This window comes from Lactobacillus sp. M44 (genome assembly GCF_058130005.1).
This window is the reverse complement of record NZ_CM176707.1, coordinates 243930-260541: the sequence shown is the minus strand read 5'-3', so window position 1 is coordinate 260541 and position 16612 is coordinate 243930. Positions and strand designations below refer to the sequence as shown.

15 protein-coding genes and 2 pseudogenes are annotated in these 16612 nt (G+C 31.7%); 12 read left to right on the top strand and 5 right to left on the bottom strand.

Annotated elements, in window-relative coordinates:
• Positions 1 to 894 carry an N-acetylmuramic acid 6-phosphate etherase gene (murQ, locus tag AC38BG_RS01375; protein WP_489937391.1) on the top strand — a complete coding sequence of 298 codons (894 nt, stop codon included), beginning with the start codon at positions 1 to 3 and terminating at the stop codon, positions 892 to 894.
• Here murQ and AC38BG_RS01370 read toward each other — a convergent pair.
• Positions 884 to 1552: a hypothetical protein gene (locus AC38BG_RS01370; RefSeq protein ID WP_489937390.1), complete on the bottom strand. Its 669-nt coding sequence runs from the start codon at positions 1550 to 1552 to the stop codon at positions 884 to 886. The two genes, murQ and AC38BG_RS01370, sit on opposite strands and share 11 nt — an antisense overlap.
• 57 nt (positions 1553 to 1609) lie before the next feature.
• Between AC38BG_RS01370 and yaaA the strand changes: the two genes are divergently transcribed.
• Complete coding sequence (gene yaaA / locus AC38BG_RS01365; protein ID WP_489937389.1) at positions 1610 to 2368, top strand: peroxide stress protein YaaA; 759 nt, start codon at positions 1610 to 1612, stop codon at positions 2366 to 2368.
• Positions 2369 to 2415: 47 nt separating this feature from the next.
• Complete coding sequence (locus AC38BG_RS01360) at positions 2416 to 3018, top strand: histidine phosphatase family protein (RefSeq protein WP_489937388.1); 603 nt, start codon at positions 2416 to 2418, stop codon at positions 3016 to 3018.
• Positions 3019 to 3118: 100 nt separating this feature from the next.
• On the opposite strand, the gene AC38BG_RS01355 is transcribed toward AC38BG_RS01360, so the two are convergent.
• Together AC38BG_RS01355 and AC38BG_RS01350 are read right to left on the bottom strand one after the other, a co-directional pair.
• The gene (locus AC38BG_RS01355) at positions 3119 to 4540 is read right to left on the bottom strand and encodes a C69 family dipeptidase (protein ID WP_489937387.1); all 1422 of its coding nucleotides are present in this window, start codon (positions 4538 to 4540) and stop codon (positions 3119 to 3121) included.
• Between the two features lie 19 nt (positions 4541 to 4559).
• Complete coding sequence (locus AC38BG_RS01350; RefSeq protein ID WP_489937386.1) at positions 4560 to 5888, bottom strand: C1 family peptidase; 1329 nt, start codon at positions 5886 to 5888, stop codon at positions 4560 to 4562.
• A gap of 504 nt (positions 5889 to 6392) precedes the next feature.
• Between AC38BG_RS01350 and agaB the strand changes: the two genes are divergently transcribed.
• Genes agaB through AC38BG_RS01330 form a run of 4 tightly spaced genes read left to right on the top strand, consistent with a single transcriptional unit; the run spans position 6393 to position 9666 of the window.
• Positions 6393 to 7607, top strand: a complete 1215-nt coding sequence (agaB, locus tag AC38BG_RS01345; protein ID WP_489937385.1) for a PTS galactosamine transporter subunit IIB — start codon at positions 6393 to 6395, stop codon at positions 7605 to 7607.
• A gap of 24 nt (positions 7608 to 7631) precedes the next feature.
• Entirely contained in the window at positions 7632 to 8438 is an 807-nt protein-coding gene (agaC, locus tag AC38BG_RS01340) for a PTS galactosamine transporter subunit IIC (protein ID WP_489937384.1), read from the top strand.
• A complete protein-coding gene (agaD, locus tag AC38BG_RS01335) occupies positions 8419 to 9222 on the top strand; it encodes a PTS galactosamine transporter subunit IID (protein ID WP_489937383.1) in 804 nt (267 codons plus the stop codon). Before agaC ends, agaD begins: the two co-directional genes overlap by 20 nt.
• A gap of 15 nt (positions 9223 to 9237) precedes the next feature.
• Positions 9238 to 9666: a PTS sugar transporter subunit IIA domain-containing protein gene (locus AC38BG_RS01330; RefSeq protein ID WP_489937382.1), complete on the top strand. Its 429-nt coding sequence runs from the start codon at positions 9238 to 9240 to the stop codon at positions 9664 to 9666.
• Positions 9667 to 9668: 2 nt separating this feature from the next.
• On the opposite strand, the gene AC38BG_RS01325 is transcribed toward AC38BG_RS01330, so the two are convergent.
• Positions 9669 to 10421 (bottom strand): MurR/RpiR family transcriptional regulator, encoded by a 753-nt coding sequence (locus AC38BG_RS01325; protein WP_489937381.1) that lies wholly within the window; start codon positions 10419 to 10421, stop codon positions 9669 to 9671.
• Between the two features lie 130 nt (positions 10422 to 10551).
• On the opposite strand from AC38BG_RS01325, the gene pfkB reads away from it, so the two are divergent.
• Positions 10552 to 11484, top strand: a complete 933-nt coding sequence (gene pfkB, locus AC38BG_RS01320) for a 1-phosphofructokinase (protein ID WP_489937380.1) — start codon at positions 10552 to 10554, stop codon at positions 11482 to 11484.
• Positions 11481 to 13427, top strand: a complete 1947-nt coding sequence (locus AC38BG_RS01315) for a fructose-specific PTS transporter subunit EIIC (protein ID WP_489937379.1) — start codon at positions 11481 to 11483, stop codon at positions 13425 to 13427. Before pfkB ends, AC38BG_RS01315 begins: the two co-directional genes overlap by 4 nt.
• A gap of 127 nt (positions 13428 to 13554) precedes the next feature.
• Here AC38BG_RS01315 and AC38BG_RS01310 read toward each other — a convergent pair whose 3' ends face one another.
• Positions 13555 to 14337: a DeoR/GlpR family DNA-binding transcription regulator gene (locus tag AC38BG_RS01310; RefSeq protein WP_489937378.1), complete on the bottom strand. Its 783-nt coding sequence runs from the start codon at positions 14335 to 14337 to the stop codon at positions 13555 to 13557.
• A gap of 188 nt (positions 14338 to 14525) precedes the next feature.
• Between AC38BG_RS01310 and AC38BG_RS01305 the strand changes: the two genes are divergently transcribed.
• From AC38BG_RS01305 to AC38BG_RS01295, 3 genes and pseudogenes are all read left to right on the top strand, one after another.
• Entirely contained in the window at positions 14526 to 14999 is a 474-nt protein-coding gene (locus tag AC38BG_RS01305) for a PTS sugar transporter subunit IIA (protein WP_489937377.1), read from the top strand.
• Between the two features lie 15 nt (positions 15000 to 15014).
• Positions 15015 to 15324 (top strand): annotated as a pseudogene (locus tag AC38BG_RS01300) (PTS sugar transporter subunit IIB).
• Positions 15325 to 15344: 20 nt separating this feature from the next.
• Positions 15345 to 16595 (top strand): annotated as a pseudogene (locus AC38BG_RS01295) (PTS transporter subunit IIC).
• The last annotated feature ends 17 nt before the right edge of the window (positions 16596 to 16612 follow it).

Below are 16612 nucleotides of genomic sequence, written 5' to 3'. Positions count from 1 at the left end.
ATGGCAATAAAAGATTTAACAACTGAACAAAGAAATCCCAATACAATGAATTTAGATAAAATGTCGACTTTAGAAATGGTTAAAACAATAAATCAAGAAGACCAAAAAGTCGCAATTGCAGTTAGTAAACAAGTAAATAATATTGCAAAAGCAATTGATTTAGCTAGCTCGAAATTTAAAAAAGGTGGCAGATTAATTTATATGGGAGCTGGCACAAGTGGCAGGTTAGGCATATTAGATGCGGTTGAGTTAGTGCCAACTTATGGAATTAACCCAAATCAAGCAATTGGGTTAATTGCAGGAGGCAATAGTGCAATTTATAAAGCAGTTGAAGGTGCAGAAGATTCAGAAAAATTAGGTAGAAAAGACTTAATGGGTTTGAATTTAGCTAATAATGATATAGTTATTGGCATTGCAGCAAGCGGACGCACTCCTTATGTGATTGGTGGGTTGAGTTATGCAAATTCATTGGGTGCACTAACAATATCTATTGCCTGCACTAAAGATAGTGAGATAGGCAAATTAGCACAAGTTGCAATTGAAGCAATTGTAGGACCTGAAGTAGTAACTGGATCTACTAGGATGAAGGCAGGAACTGCTCAAAAGATGATTTTGAATATGATATCAACAGGCATCATGATCAAAAACGGCAAAGTCTATCAAAATATTATGATTGATGTGCTGCCAACTAATGAAAAACTCGTCAATCGAGCACAAAGAATTATTATGTCGATAAGTAATGTTAATCAAACAATTGCTAGTGACATTTTAAAACAAGCTGATAATAATGTACCTACTGCAATCATTATGTCCAAAATGCAAGTAAATAAAAAACAAGCCCAAGAGTTGCTATTAAAGCACCATGGACTTGTTAGTGAGATTATTAGAATTTAGTAGTAGGTAAATCATCTTCTGGTCTGTGAAGCATTATTCTTAATCCACGCCAATTAAATTTTTCTTTAGTTTCAGTTAAATTGACAGTTAAAATTTGATCATTTAATTCATATTTTAATTCTTCACGACTGTCAATCCAGTCAACTAAACTTGGTTCAGTGGTAATTTTCGAGATTTGGATTTTGCTTTGATAAGGCTGTTTCAAAAAGACATAGATTTGATAACTAGCAACTTTATTAACAAAAATTAAGGCTTGCTTATTATCAATACCTAAATCTGAATTAACCCCCTCATCAAAAGCATGACCATACCAGTGCATCCATTGATTAAAAGTATCTAAGTTATCCAAGATTGTAGGTTCAATATTTCCAGTTTCTAAAACAGGGATCTGTAAGATGGTTTCTGCATTGTTGTGTTTATTTTCTAAAATAGTATCAATAATAGTTTCTTTTTTAGGGATAATGCCACCTGTTTTAGGATCAAACTCAAGTGAATAGATTAGACAAGCCTTTTGAAAATTACTGATAAATATTTTGTTATTACTTTCAACACTTACTTGTCTAATGCCGATATTGCGTGCAAGTTTAACTAATTGATCAGGATTAGTTTCGCTAGCATTTTCAATTTTAAAGTTTAAAATAATTCCAGTTTTGGACATAAAATTCCTCCATTTATTCTTATCTAGTTTACCTTATTATTTAGTCGAGGCAAAAAAATGCGATTAATTATTTCTCCAGCAAAAATCATGAAAGAAGATTTTGAAAGCTTTCCTGTCAAATCAACTCCTGAATTTATTGATAAAGCACAAGAGTTAGTAGCTTATTTGCAACAACAAGATGATGCGACTTTGCAAATGATCTTTAACACTAAAAATAAATTATTTGAACAAAATAAATTGCAACTAAAAAATCAAGATCTAATAAAGCAAACAACCCCTGCAATTATTGCTTTTAGTGGTTTGCAATATCAATATATGGCACCAGATGTGTTTAGTAAACAGGCATTAAGATATGTACAAGATCATGTTAGGATCTTATCTGGTTTATATGGATCACTGAAGCCATTTGATGGGATTAAACCATATAGATTAGAGCTTGGAAGCAAGATGCCCAGCAGTTTTGGCTCATTATATAGTTATTGGGGCGATCAAGTTTATCAGAGTCTATATCAAAATAATGATGCAATAATTAACTTAGCCTCTAGTGAATATTCAAGATTGATAAAAAAGTATGTCCAAAAAGATCAAAAGTTTATTACTGTTAAGTTTTTAAATAAATATCAGTCAAAATACCGAGTAATTGGAACTTATTCAAAAATTGCACGTGGCAGTATGATTAGATATGTTAGTGAAAACCAAATTGAAGACTATCAAGATTTAAAAAACTTTAATGAATTTGGATATAAGTTTAACCAAGATTTAAGTAATGATAATGAATTTGTGTTTAAGACTGATTTTAGTTTCAAAAAGAAGTAGATTTTAGCTATAATGTTTAATGTAATCGCTTTTATGAGAGGGTAAAAATGGAAATAGTTATATTAAGACATGGTCAAACAGATTTAAATAAGCAATTTAAGATTCAAGGGGCAAAGGGGGATGCTCCATTAAATGAAATAGGTATTACAACTTCCAAAAAAGCTGCAATGAATTTTGATCCAACGCAATTTGATGCAGTTTATGTAAGCCCTTTGACACGTGCAAGACAAACAGCGGAGATTTTTGTTAAAGGCAAGCAAGAAATAATTGTGGATCCTAGAATTCATGAAATGGACTTTGGATCATGGGAAGGAAAAGATCCAAGACCATTGATGAAAGAACATCCAGATGCATTTGATCCATGGGGGTTAATTTCACCTAATTATATTAAATATGCAAAAAATGCGGAAAGTTTTGAAGACTTGGAAAAACGAGTAGCTGCATTTTTTGATGATGTGATTAAAAAACACGAAAATGGAAAAATCCTGGTAGTATGTCATGGAGCAATTTCAAGAATGATGGCAGCACATTTTTTGAGTAATGGTAATATGGAATTATTCCAACAAGTGCATAATAGTGCCTTAATGAAGTTTGAGATTAGAGATAATATTGCAAGATTGATTTATTATGATAAATTGTTAGAACAATAATTGCAGCATGTGACGCAAGATGCAAGTCATCAACAGAATAAAGTATAGAACCGAAAAAATGCCCTGGAATTATTCCAGAGCATTTTTAAATGACAGCTTTTTATTGTGTACGATCAGTATTAATCGAAAACGATAGTTTTGAATGAGTTAATTGTGCCTTAACTAGTTCTCCTACAGTACTCAAAGCTAATTTTTGCATTTTACCTGCATTTTCTTCATTAGCCTTTGTCAAAAATTCAGTTAGTTTATCGCCACTTAAACTTTTAGCCTTTTCATCAGTATTATGTACTAATTGGTTAGCCAATTGGTCAGCTTCAGGTAAATAACCACCTAAGCCAATTAATAAGCTCTTTAACTCATTGTAACTTGGTTCAACTAAGCTAGAAATAGTTCTTTGTGTCCAATAAGCTTCGTCAATATTGAACTCATCAGTAGTACTATTGTAGCTTTTGGCTGTGTCATTAGCGTTTGAATAAAATGGTACATAAGGATTGAACGCAGTTGGTGCAAATGTGAACCATGCAATACCAGACATCTGTGCAGGAACATTATTTCTAATTTCAAGAATATGTGATTCCATACATCTTGCCATTGAAATTGGACGATATTTAATGCGGTCATCTTCATCATTTTCATCAGACAATGGATCATATTTGGTTTCATTATAGTGTGATGACAATACATAACTGATGTCTTCTAGCTTTAATTTGCGGTTAGGCTTAAAGCTGTAGTCCATATCATTTGATTCGGGATCACTTACATAATTGCCTAGATAATTTTGAGCAAACCAGACACGGGGAGTGTTATATACGTGATCTCTTGAGTTATCAGTGCCAAAGATATGTCTATAATTAAAACCAGTTTCATCAGGACTTAAATGATTGTCATTTACAAATTCTTGAATTCCATCCGCCCACATGAATCGACTAGTATCATCGAAGTCAATTTCTTGTAGTGATACTTGATTGGCAAAGACTGCTGCTTTATCATCATCTAGCTTGGCTGCTACCCACCAATGACCAGTTGAGATTTCCATATACCAGACTTCGTCTTTATCACTAAAGGCAATCGCATTACCTTCATGAGAACCATATTTTTTGATTAATTTGCCTAAATATTCAACGCCTTGGCGAGCTGAATGAATATAAGGCAAAACGATACTTAATAAAGCATCTTCTGCAATACCCTTATCTACATATGGATCTAGTGCTAAAACTTGAGAATTACCATAGATACTTTCAGTTGAACTCATTGCGACATTATCGCTATTAATACCGCATTCACCAAATTGCCCATGGATTTTATAATCTACAAATGGAGCCATCTGATACCGCATTGCAGTTTCTGGAAGTTCAATGTCTAATCCAGTGACATAAGAATGGAAGGTTTGTTTTTCATTTTTTGCAGGAACTACGACGAATTTATCAGGCACACTAGTAACTTCTGCATCAGCGTCTCTTGCAATAAAGGTCGAGCCGTTGATGCTTGCTTTTTTACCAACAATAACTGTAGTACATGCCATAACTATTGCCTTCTTTTCACTAAATAGGGTTCATTGCGTTCCAGTAAGGCAAAACGATAGGTTCTTTGTTGTAGCCCTTCATTTGCTTATCTGATAAGAACTTCTTATTGATAACGATTTCATAAGTATATTCATTGTTCCAATCATTAGTCATCATGAAGTAGCCGTTATGACCAACTTTTGTGCCCCAACTGTTTTGAATCTTCCAACGAATAGGCTTATTGTCTTTTAAGTCAACTCCGCAAATTAACATTGCGTGAGTAGGGAGGCTTTCCTTATATTCAAATCTATTAGTCTTGTCATTACCTAATGTAACGCCAAATGCACGCTTCCAGTCATAGACTTGTAAGTCAAGTAAGCCTTGAGGTTCGCCATAACCTTCTTGCAATACGTCACAGCCGAACCATACAGGATCATCATCTTTTAATTGCTTGATCATTAAGTCATTTAACTCATTCATTGGTAAGTTTACATAACGGTTGGGAGCGCCACCTACCATATTATCTGAAAGCTCAATACCATATGATTGATAGAATGGATAATCTTCACCAGGTAAGTTCATAATTTCAACATAGTCATCAGGATCAATACTTACGAACTTATTATAAAATTCTACAGGAGTTACAGGACCTGTTGTGTGGTAATTATTATTTTCATCACGGTATTCATAAGTAAATTCCTTTGGAGGGGTACCTAGTGAAATTGAAACGATACGGTAGTTTTCTTCATTCATTCTGTGCAAAGTAGCGTTGATCTTTTCTTGTGAAGCATCACCATTTACTAAATCACGTAACTTCATAGCGTCTTTTTGTAATTTACGGTTTAACATGAAGTTTAATTCAGTAGTATTTGCACTTACTGCATCTTCATCCATGAATTCCTTTGGAACAACACCATATTTTTTAACCAAGCTAATTACTAAATTCCAGTCACCACCATCTTGTTGTGGAGTTGATAATAACCAGTTAACCTTGCGGTCTGATAGTGGTTTATCAGCTGTATTAATAATGTTTTGATAGAAGTAGTTTGATTTTTCCATCTTGTCATAAAAGAAATTGTATGCAGGAGATAATTCCATATTCTTGATGTGGTGTTCTTTTTCGATGTGATGACGAATGAAGTTAAGTGCTGCAAACATCCAGCAACGACCAGATTGTTTTTGATCCAAAACTTTATCTGAGTCAACATCTACAGAAAATACGAATGGATGATTATCAATAATATTTTGATTGGTGATTGACTTTTTAATACCGTTTTTCATAACAGCTTCTTGAGTTGCATGATTACGATCGCTGCTTAAAAATTCTGTTCTGTATTCATTTAGTGAATCGATATTTAATTCTGACATAGTAGTAATCCTTTCTAAAAATAATTTTAGATCTATCTAACCTATTGAGGATCTATAGTAGGGATTTCATTGTTAGTAGATATTAAATAATTTAGTAATAACACTAGCTGATTAGCGTTAAAAAATACATAAATATATTAATATCTATATAACTAATATAACATATATTCTGCTTGAGCGATTATCACGAATATCAAAATGCCATGCATAATTATATTTGTAATCTTACTAACAATTTAAAATAAAAAAATATCAGAATTATTTTTTAAAAATCAACTTGTTATATTCATTTATCTAAGTGGTTATGAAAGTGTGAGAGTTATGCAAACATATTACCTATACTTGTTATGTTATATGATAAATCTTACGATGCTTATAAAATCAAAGCTTGACAAAGATTTTAATCCTTATTAGTATTTTTATGTAAGCGTTGACAACAAAAAACATGACTGATATATTAAAGCCGTGGTTGTCATATGAATATGATAAGTAGGTGTATATAAAATGCGACAACCATTGTGGCAATACGAACAAATTTCAGCTGAAATAATTCGTCAAATTAATACAGGTGAACTTAAAATAGGGCAAAAGTTACCATCAGAAAAAGAATTGTGTGACATATTTAACGTTAGTAGGATAACGGTTAGAAAAGCTTTATCAGAATTAGAGGAACGAAACTTTATTGAAAAACATCAAGGACAGGGCAGTTTTATCAAAGATAGACTTAATTCAGATCAAGAAATAGGTCTTGTAGATACTCCAGGGTACGCACTTCAAGCACAAGGAAGATATGTTTACATAGAATTGCATGAATTTTCTATTTTTGCTGATGGAGAGGAACCTTCTATTAGAGAAATGATGAAGTTGGATTTAAGTGATTATTTATATAAGATTGTTCAAATTTATATATGTGATCGACAGCCCTTGATTAAAAGAACTACATTTATTTCTTTTGATGCATTTCCAATGATAAATGTGAAGTCAATACAAGGTATTGAACTTATTCCATATCTTGCGCATCATTATGGACTTTCTCCAGCGATGCTGCACCATTCATTAACTAATCAGGTTAACTTAATTCCATCTGAATTAAAAAACTTTTTAACTGCTACCCCTAGAAAATCTATGATAAAAGCTACCACAACCTATGTAGATGAAAATGATAAGGTAACATACTTGAGTACAGCTGTTACACCTGCAAGATCAGGAGTTTTTTTAGTAAAAAATAAGGAGAGTAAGAAAATGTCTAATCCACATATTTTGTTAACAAGGATTGATAATAGACTAGTTCATGGACAAGTTGGTGTTACATGGACGAAAACTTTAAGTGCAAATTTAATTTTAGTTGCGAATGATCAGGCTGCTTCTGATCCATTACAACAAAAATTAATGAAATCAACTGCTGATTCATCAGGAGTACAAATTAGATTTTTTACGCTTCAAAAAACTATTGACATAATTCATAAAGCAGCTGATAGGCAAAAAATTTTCATTGTAGTAAAAACACCTGCAGATGCTTTAGTTTTAGTAAAAGGTAATGTACCAATAAAAGAAATCAATGTTGGTAACATGCATTTTGCTCCAGGCAAAGAAGAAGTGACTAAAAAAGTATATGTAGATCAAAACGATAAAAATGCTTTGAATGAGTTAGTGAAAATGGGTATTGATGTATATATTCAAGATGTCCCAGGAGATCATAAAACAAATATAGATTTTTAATATTATTTTTTGGAGGTTACCAAAATGGCTATAACGCTTATACAAGGTATTCTTCTGAGTGCTTTTGCAATAATAGCAGGTCTAGATTCTTGGCTAGAAGTGCTTTACATTTTTAGACCTATTCTTTCTTGTACTATTGCAGGAATAATTTTAGGGGATATACGTTTAGGTATTATTGCAGGTGGTATTACTGAATTGGCTTTTGCGGGTTTAACTCCTGCAGGAGGTACACAGCCACCTAATCCTGCAGTATGTGGGATAATGACAGTTGTTATTGCGCATACTACCAATGTTGCACCTACAACTGCGATGTCTTTATCATTGCCTTTTGCAATGTTAATGCAATACATATTGCTTATATTTTATTCAGCATTTTCATTTTTTATGCCAATGCTTGATAAAGCTGCAGATGAATCTGATACAAAGAAATTTGCAATGGTTAATTATTTAACGATGTTAATTGTTGCTGTAGCTTTCTTCGTTGTAATTTTTTTGTCAGCATATGCCGCACAAGCACCTATGAAGGCTTTAGTAAGTTCAATGCCAAAATGGTTAATTCATGGATTTGAATTATCAGGAGCAGCTTTACCAGCAGTTGGTTTTGCCATGCTATTAAAAGTGTTATTAAGGATAAATTATTTACCATTCTTGTTATTAGGCTTTGTTGTTTCATCATTTATTAACTATAGTAATGTTTTACCAGCAGCCGTAATTGGTGTTGTATTTGCTATGATTGAATTCTTCCATGATAAGAAGAATAAGAAATTACAAGATGAAATTAATGAACTAAGGAATAGTAGCAACACTGGAGATGAAGAAGATGGAATCTAAACAAGACACTCAAAAGAAGCTTAAGAATCGCGACATTACTATGTTAGGCGTTCGTTCAGCTTTATTACAAGCATCATTTTCATATGAAAGAATGCAAGCTGGTGGATGGACATGGGCTCAATTGCCATTCTGGAAGAAAATATATGGCGATGATAAAAAAGCGTTGTCTGAAACTATGAAAGACAACTTAGAATTTATAAATACTTCACCGCCATTAGTGTCAATTTTGATGGGTCTTTTAATGAGTCTGGAAGAAAAGCATGTTAATCGCGAAACTGTCAAAGGACTAAAAAACGGATTATTTGGGCCAATGGCAGGCATTGGTGATGCAATTTATTGGTTCACGATTATGCCAATTGTCGGTGGTATTGCTGCTTCATTTGCTACCAAAGGTAATATTTTAGGACCTATTATCTTTTTCCTAGTATATTTAGGTATCTTCATTTGTAGAATACCATTTGCACATTTAGGATATGGATTAGGTACAAAAGCAATAGATGTTATTCAGGATAACTCTGAAATCATTGCTAGAACAGCTACAATAATGGGACTTACTGTAATTGGTGCCTTAATTAGTTCATATGTTTCATTATCTTTGAAGGTTAAAATAGGATCTGTTTCATTACAAAAAGACTTTTTGGATAAAATTTTTCCTAATATATTGCCCCTTTCATTTACTTTCTTTTTATATTGGTTATTAAAAAAGAAAAGAGTTTCACCTATTTTGCTTATTGTTATAGTATTTGTTTTATGTATCGTTTGTTCATACTTTGGCATTATGTAGAAAATAGGAGAATTTATGAAAAAATGTAATTTATTAGTTACTGGACACGGTCATTTTGCTACTGGTATGCAAAGTGCAATAGAATTATTAGCTGGAAAGCAAGAAAATATTAAGTATGTCAACTTTTCAGAAGATATAGATGAAAAAGTATTGCATCAAAAGTTGGAAAATGCACTGTTAGAAGATAATCCAACTGTTGTTTTTACTGATTTAGTGGGTGGAACACCGTATAAAGAAGCGGCTAAGATAGCATTTGATAGTAAAAATGTATATGTTGTAGCGGGATGTAATCTAGCATCTATTTTAGAAACTATTTATAAAGAGTATGATTCTATAGAGTCATATGTTGATGATTTAGTAAATATCTCAAAACTTGGTACACAAAAATTAGATTTATCTAATCTTGAAGTAGATAGCACACCAAATTCAGTTGATGGAATATAGTATTAATTTTTTGCAAATCCAGATCTTACAGAATATGCATCACAAAAAATTCGAGCCATTATCTGCAGTGGTAAGCGAGAGCGTACTTCATAATCGGGGAAGTAATTTGTTTTGGATTTATAACCAATATATGTCAAGCTTGAGTATTTAAGTAATGTTCCTGAAGGATTAGTAGTAAAAGTAATAGAGTTTATATTATTTTTAGAAAGAATCTTTGCTGCATTGACTAATTCAAGAGTTTCACCATTAAGTGAAACAAAGATAACTAAACAATTATTATGTATATTTTTTTTTGACATTGTAGTAATTATATTAGGATCAGAATGAAATTCTACATACTTTCCTGCTAGCTGCAGTTTAACCATTATTTCTTCTGCAATGGATTCTGATAGACCTCGTGCAAAAATATATATGAGATGAGCACTTTTCGTTAGAAAAATGCTTTTTTCAATTGTGGAAAAATCTAAGTTATGTAAAGTATTATTCATTTCAATTTCATTTTTGTTGATAACTTCTTTTATAGCGTCATCAGCTTGATTAAAAATCTCAAAATGAGAACTTTTATGGTCTAAAGTATCTTTAAAACTTGCAAAGCCACTATAACCCATTTTTTGTAGAGTTCTGACAATTGTTGCAGTAGATACATTCGTTTGCTGACTTAATTGAACAATAGACATTTTAGAGATTTGTTCTTGGTGTTCTTGAATATACGACCATAAATATAATTGTGATGATGTAAGATCTTTTGTTGCCATATGAGCTCCTTTTGTTAATGATTATGAGTCAATTGTAAGACATTTACAGAAAATAATCAGATTTTTAAGAAAATAGAAAATAGATTCATATAGAAGTCTTTACAATATAAGCAGAAATGGAGGAGAGACAATGATATATACAGTGACTTTAAATCCAGCTATAGATTTAGTTATTTTAACTAATGAACTAAAGCCAGATGTAGTTAATAGAACTAAAAGCTTTGAACTTCAACCCAATGGTAAAGGCGTAAATGTTTCATTTATGTTGAAAAAGATGAATATTGATAGTATTGCTACAGGAATAGGTGGTGGTTTTACATTAGATTATGTTTGTCAAGGATTAAAAAATAAAAAGATAAATACTAAGTTTTTAAAAGTCAAGCAACCTACAAGAGTGAATGTTTTTACGCGGGTAATATCTGAAAACAAAGAATACAAAGAAGTTAATCCAGGACCAATAATAAATATAGAGGTACAAAAAGAATATTTAACATATTTGCAAACTACAATAGAACCAGATGATTATATTGTTGTCTCAGGAAGTTTTTCCAAAGGTATAAATCCTTTATATCTTAAAGAAATTGCAAAAATTGTATCAGAAAAACAAGGAAAATTAATTATTGATACAAGTTATTCTGAAGCAATGAAAACTTTGAAATATAATCCATTTTTGTTAAAGCCAAATGAATCAGAACTTGCAAGTTGGTTTAATATTTCAAAAAAATTGTCCGAAAAAGAAATTATAGATTATTCTCAAAAATTAATTGAGCAAGGTGCATCAAATATCTTAGTTTCAAGAGGATCAAAAGGGGCAGTTTTAGTAAATAAAGAATGTACATTTATTGGAAATGCACCTAAAGTATCAGCTGTAAATACAGCTGGTGCCGGTGATACAATGCTTGCAACTTTTATAGGGATGCTTAAAAAAAATCATTCTTATAAAGAAGCACTTAAATATGCATTGGCGGCAGGAAGTGATACAGCTAGTGGAGTAGGCCTAAGTGATTTGGATAATTTAGATGAATTAATGAATCAAATAAATATAAGGAGTGAGAAAAAATGACAAAATATGATATTGTTGGAGCCACGGGATGTGCTACAGGAATAGCACATACATTTATGGCAGAAGAAGCTTTAGAAAAAGCTGCTAAAAAATTGGGTTATTCGATAAAAATCGAAACTCATGGGCAAACAGGTGTTGAGCATGCATTAACTCCAGAAGAAATAAAAGATGCAAAAGCTGTTGTAGTAGCTTCTGATGTTGATGTTGATAGTGATAGATTTGCAGGGAAAAAAGTAGTAATTGTTCCTGTTACCAAAGGAATAAAAGAACCTGAAAAGCTTATTGAAGAAGCGTTAGCAGAAAAAACAGTTTATAAGCCAAACTTAAGGCCCCGCACTTCAAATGAAAGCGAACCAACGGGTGATAAAAAGAAAATTGGAACAACTATTTATACTTCTTTAATGAACGGGGTTTCACATATGTTGCCAGTTGTTGTGGCTGGTGGTGTATTAATTGCTATTTCATTTTTCTGGGGAATTTATTCAGCAGATCCTAAGAGCCCAGAATACAATCAATTTGCAGCAATGTTGAATACGATCGGTGGAACCACTATGGGATTAATGGTTCCAATCTTAGCTGCATATATTGCTGAAGCGCTGGCTAAGCGTTCTGGTTTAATTGTGGGTTTTGCTGCGGGTATGATAACTTTTAATGGTGGTGGCGGATTTTTAGGAGCCATTATTGCTGGTTATTTAGCTGGAGTAGTGATTTTAATATTACAGAAAGTTTTAAAATTTATGCCTGATAAAGAATTTAGAGGGTTGAAAGCAATCTTCCTTTATCCAGTATTAGGTGTATTCATAGCAGGTGCAATTATGTATTTGTTGAATACTCCTATCAAAGGCATAAATTTGGGAATGATGAGCTGGTTAAAATCTGTAGAAAATTCTAACCCAGTAGTTTTAGGCATTATAGTTGGTTGTATGTGTGCGTTTGACTTTGGTGGACCAGTTAATAAAGCTGCCTATCTAACAGGTACAGCATTATTGGCTCAAGGAAATTACTTTTTCATGGCAGGAGTATCTGCAGCATGTATTGCACCTCCATTAGCAACAGGATTTGCAGTCTTATTAAACAAAAAAGCCTATACAAAGAGTGAAAGATCTGCAGGATATGTAAACTTCTTGTTAGGTTCAACTCATATTACTGAAGGAGCTATTCCTTTTGCAGCTATGAACCCATTCCTTAATATTCCAGCATTCATGATTGGCTCATCAATTGCAGCTGCTTTATCATATGTATCAAAGATTCAGGTGCCAGCACCACATGGTGGTTTCATAATTTTACCTTTAGTGAATAAACCGTTTTTATGGGTCTTTTACATTTTGCTGGGGTCAATAGTATCTGGAATCCTTCTAGCTATTATTGCAGGTAGATCTGCAAAAGATCATTCTGGCACTAAAGTTGATATTTTAGGTATTGACGATGATACTAATGTTCAATCAAATGAAAAAGAATCTGAAGTATCAAGTACAACTAATGATTCTCATAATCCCAATCAAATCTTGGATGTGAAAAATATCAAGATGAATGTTGATGTATCAACTAAAAAAGAAGCACTACAATATTTGGCTAACTTAGCAGTAAAAAATAAGATAGCCAATAATGCACAAAAAGTATTGGATAGTTACAAGAATCGCGAAGAAGAAGGATCTACTGGAATGACAGACGGTATTGCAATCCCCCATGCACAGTCTGCCACGATCAATAAATCTGCTATGCTGATCTTGAAATTAGATAAAGGTATTGAATGGAATTCTTTAGATGGTAAGAAGATTAATATAGTAATTTCATTCTTGATTCCTCAAATTGATTCTAATAATCACTTGAAATACTTATCTAATACAGCTAAGTTATTGACTCATGCAGATTTCATTCAAAGACTTCAAAAAGCTTCAACACCTGAAGAAGTTAAAGAACTATTTAGTGAGTATAGAATTTAAGAGTTAGCCAAAAAGGTAATAACAATCTGAATGATAGGAATTTTGAAAAATCAAGATTTAATATCAGACAGATTGTTTTTTTGTTGTAAATTTTTGGAACAAACATTAAAGATTAAGCCGTAAATATTTAGCTTAATAAAAATTTTCTGTAAATAACGTTAACATTATTTTGTTTTAGTGATCGTTGAATCATTTTGTTAGGAATAACTTGATCAGTTACTAGATAATCCAAATTGTTTAGTTTGCATAACTTAATAAAATCATTATGATTAGTAAATTTTGTGTGATCAATTAAAGCTATTACAATATCTGCGTTAGTAATCATTGTACGTTTGATTTGTGTTTGAGTAATATCTGTCATATATAGACTAGATTCATCAATTGTACTTGAAGAAATAAATGCAAGGCGAGCATGAAACTGGCTTAAATAGTTATTTGCGTCTATTCCCATAACTGATTGTGATAATGGCTTACATTCTCCACTACTTATAAATGTAGTGATATGACTATTATTAGAAGCTTTTTCTGCGGCTTTTAAATTATTAGTTATAACTTTAATACCTGATAAATTTTCTAAATAATTAAGTATTTTTACGCTAGTTGTAGATGAGTCAATAAAAAGTGCATCATTGTCTTTAATAAGATGAGCTGCAATTTTACAAATTTTTTCCTTTTCTAATATCTTTTGTTCATTGCGATATCCCCATGTGTATTCTAAATTTTCTTGATTAGGTAATTTAATAGTACCAAATGTTCGCTGAATAAGCCCTATTTTTTCTAGATCAACCAAATCTCTGCGCAATGCAGATACAGAATAGGTTGTTGCTTGCTGAAGTGTATTTATGTGAATAATTGGGTGAGATTCAAGAATAGAAAGAATTGATCTGAGACGTATATCTTTTTTAACCATAGAACTCTCTTAAAAGTTGTAATTAACAAATATAATGATAATATTTTTTGAATATTTGAACAAATTTAGACCAATATTTTGAATGTTTATCAAAAAAGTTGATTCTTTAAAGCGTTTAGCTAAAAACTTGATATCTTAAGTATGGAAGAAAAAGAACTCTATTTCAATAATACGAGGGGAGAAAAGTTATGGGAAAAATCAATTATTCAAATATGTTGCATCAAGAAACGATATTTTTAGACATTGATGCTAACAATAGTGATGAATTATTTGAACAAGTTGCAAGTAAGTTGATGAACTTTGGATATGTAAAAAATTCTTATGTAAGAGCATTAAAGTTAAGAGAGAAGGAATTTTCTACAGGATTACAAACAAAATTCTTATCAATTGCTTTATCTCATGTGGATCCAGAACATATAAATAAACCTTTTATCGCCACAATAATAAATTCAAAACCAATTCATATGTTGCAAATGGGCAGTAATGAAGATATGAAAGTTAAATATTTTTTCTTTTTAGGTATTACAGATTCATCATATCAAGTTGTATTATTACAAAAATTTATGCAACTTTTACAAAACAAAAAATTTGTAGATGATTTAACAAATCAAACAGATCAAGAAATTATGTATAAATTTATGACAAAAGAATTTTTAAATTAAATGGGGGTACAAAAAATGGCAAGTATTGTAGTCGCTTGTGGTAGCGGAGTTGCTACTAATGAAACAGTTGTAGGTACAATAAAAAGCTTTTTTGGAACAGCATAAATTTAGTGGTGTTGATGTGGAGACAACCGATTTTAAACAATTGGCCGATGTATTACCAAAGTATGATATTTATGTTTGGATTGCAAAACCAACACAAGAAATTGAAAACATTTGTAAAGATAATGGAATTATTGATGTAAGCGATGTCAATATCTTAACAGGAAATGATGCAGAAGACTCTTATAAAAAAATTTTATGGGGATTAAAAAAATTGAGTTAAAGAAAGTAGGGTAAAATTAAATGCAGGTCTTACAATCAATCGTTCAATGGGTATTAACTTTGGGGTCAAGTGTATTTGTTCCTTTGGTCATGTTTATTATTGGGATGATCGCAGGTTTAAAATTCAAAAAAACTTTGTAGCTGCTTTAACTTTAGGTGTAGCTTTTGCGGGGATGACATTAGTTGTTAATTATATGACTAGTATCATAACACCAGCAGGTAAGGCAATGTCCAAGGCATTGCATGTATCTTTAACTGCTACCGATTTAGGATGGACAGGTGTTGCAACTATAACGTGGACATCAAAAGTTGTCTTTCTATTTTTCCCATTGTTATTAATAGTTAACTTTATTATGCTAGCACTTAATTGAACCAAGACTTTAAATGTTGATATGTGGAATGTTTGGAACAAAATTTTTACTTTTGTTTTAGTCTACTACATGACAGGTAACATGCTTTTTGGATTTATTGTTTCAACAATTCAAATTATTTTTGAATTAAAAGCTGGTGACATGTGGCAAAGGTATATTGAAGATATGACCGGTATACCAGGAATTACAGTGCCTCACTTTATTACACTATTTGCAGTTCTTATAAATCCACTTGATAAACTATTAGACTTTATACCTATCTTTAATAAACCATTTAATTCTGATGCAATTCAAAAAAAATTGGGTATTTGGGGTCGTAATGACACAATGGGATTTATTATTGGAATTTTATTAGGCGGAGGAGCTGGGTATGGAGTATCTAAATCATTGACTCTTGGTGTAGAAGTGGTGCTTTTCCCGATGATTTCTAAGTTGTTTATGGAGGCTCTAAATCCTATTGCAACTGCTATGGGAGATCTCATGAAACGTCACTTTAAAGATCGTGAAATTTATATTGGTCAACTTTTGAAGGACCAGATTTCAGGTTGTTTTTTGGTCAGGCTTTTACAGGAACTTGGTGGCAATAGGTTTGACAATTTTTTTGGTTTTTGGCTTCATTTGGTTATATAGAACAGAAAGAAAAGAAAAATTACCAAGTCAAAGATATTTGCAACCTAATATTATTAATAATAAATCCAATAATTCTCACTTAACTGGTTCTGATACTATAGACGACAATTATAAAAAGATATCACTTAATGAACTAAATGATAAAAATTTTGCACAAAAATCTAAATGTAAAGTATCAAATAAAAAGTCTTTGAATTTACAAAACGATAATTATAAAGAAATATCATTAAATGACTTAGATGGGCTAAATTTGAGCAATCGTAAAAAATAGTTTAGCGTAAGGCGTTT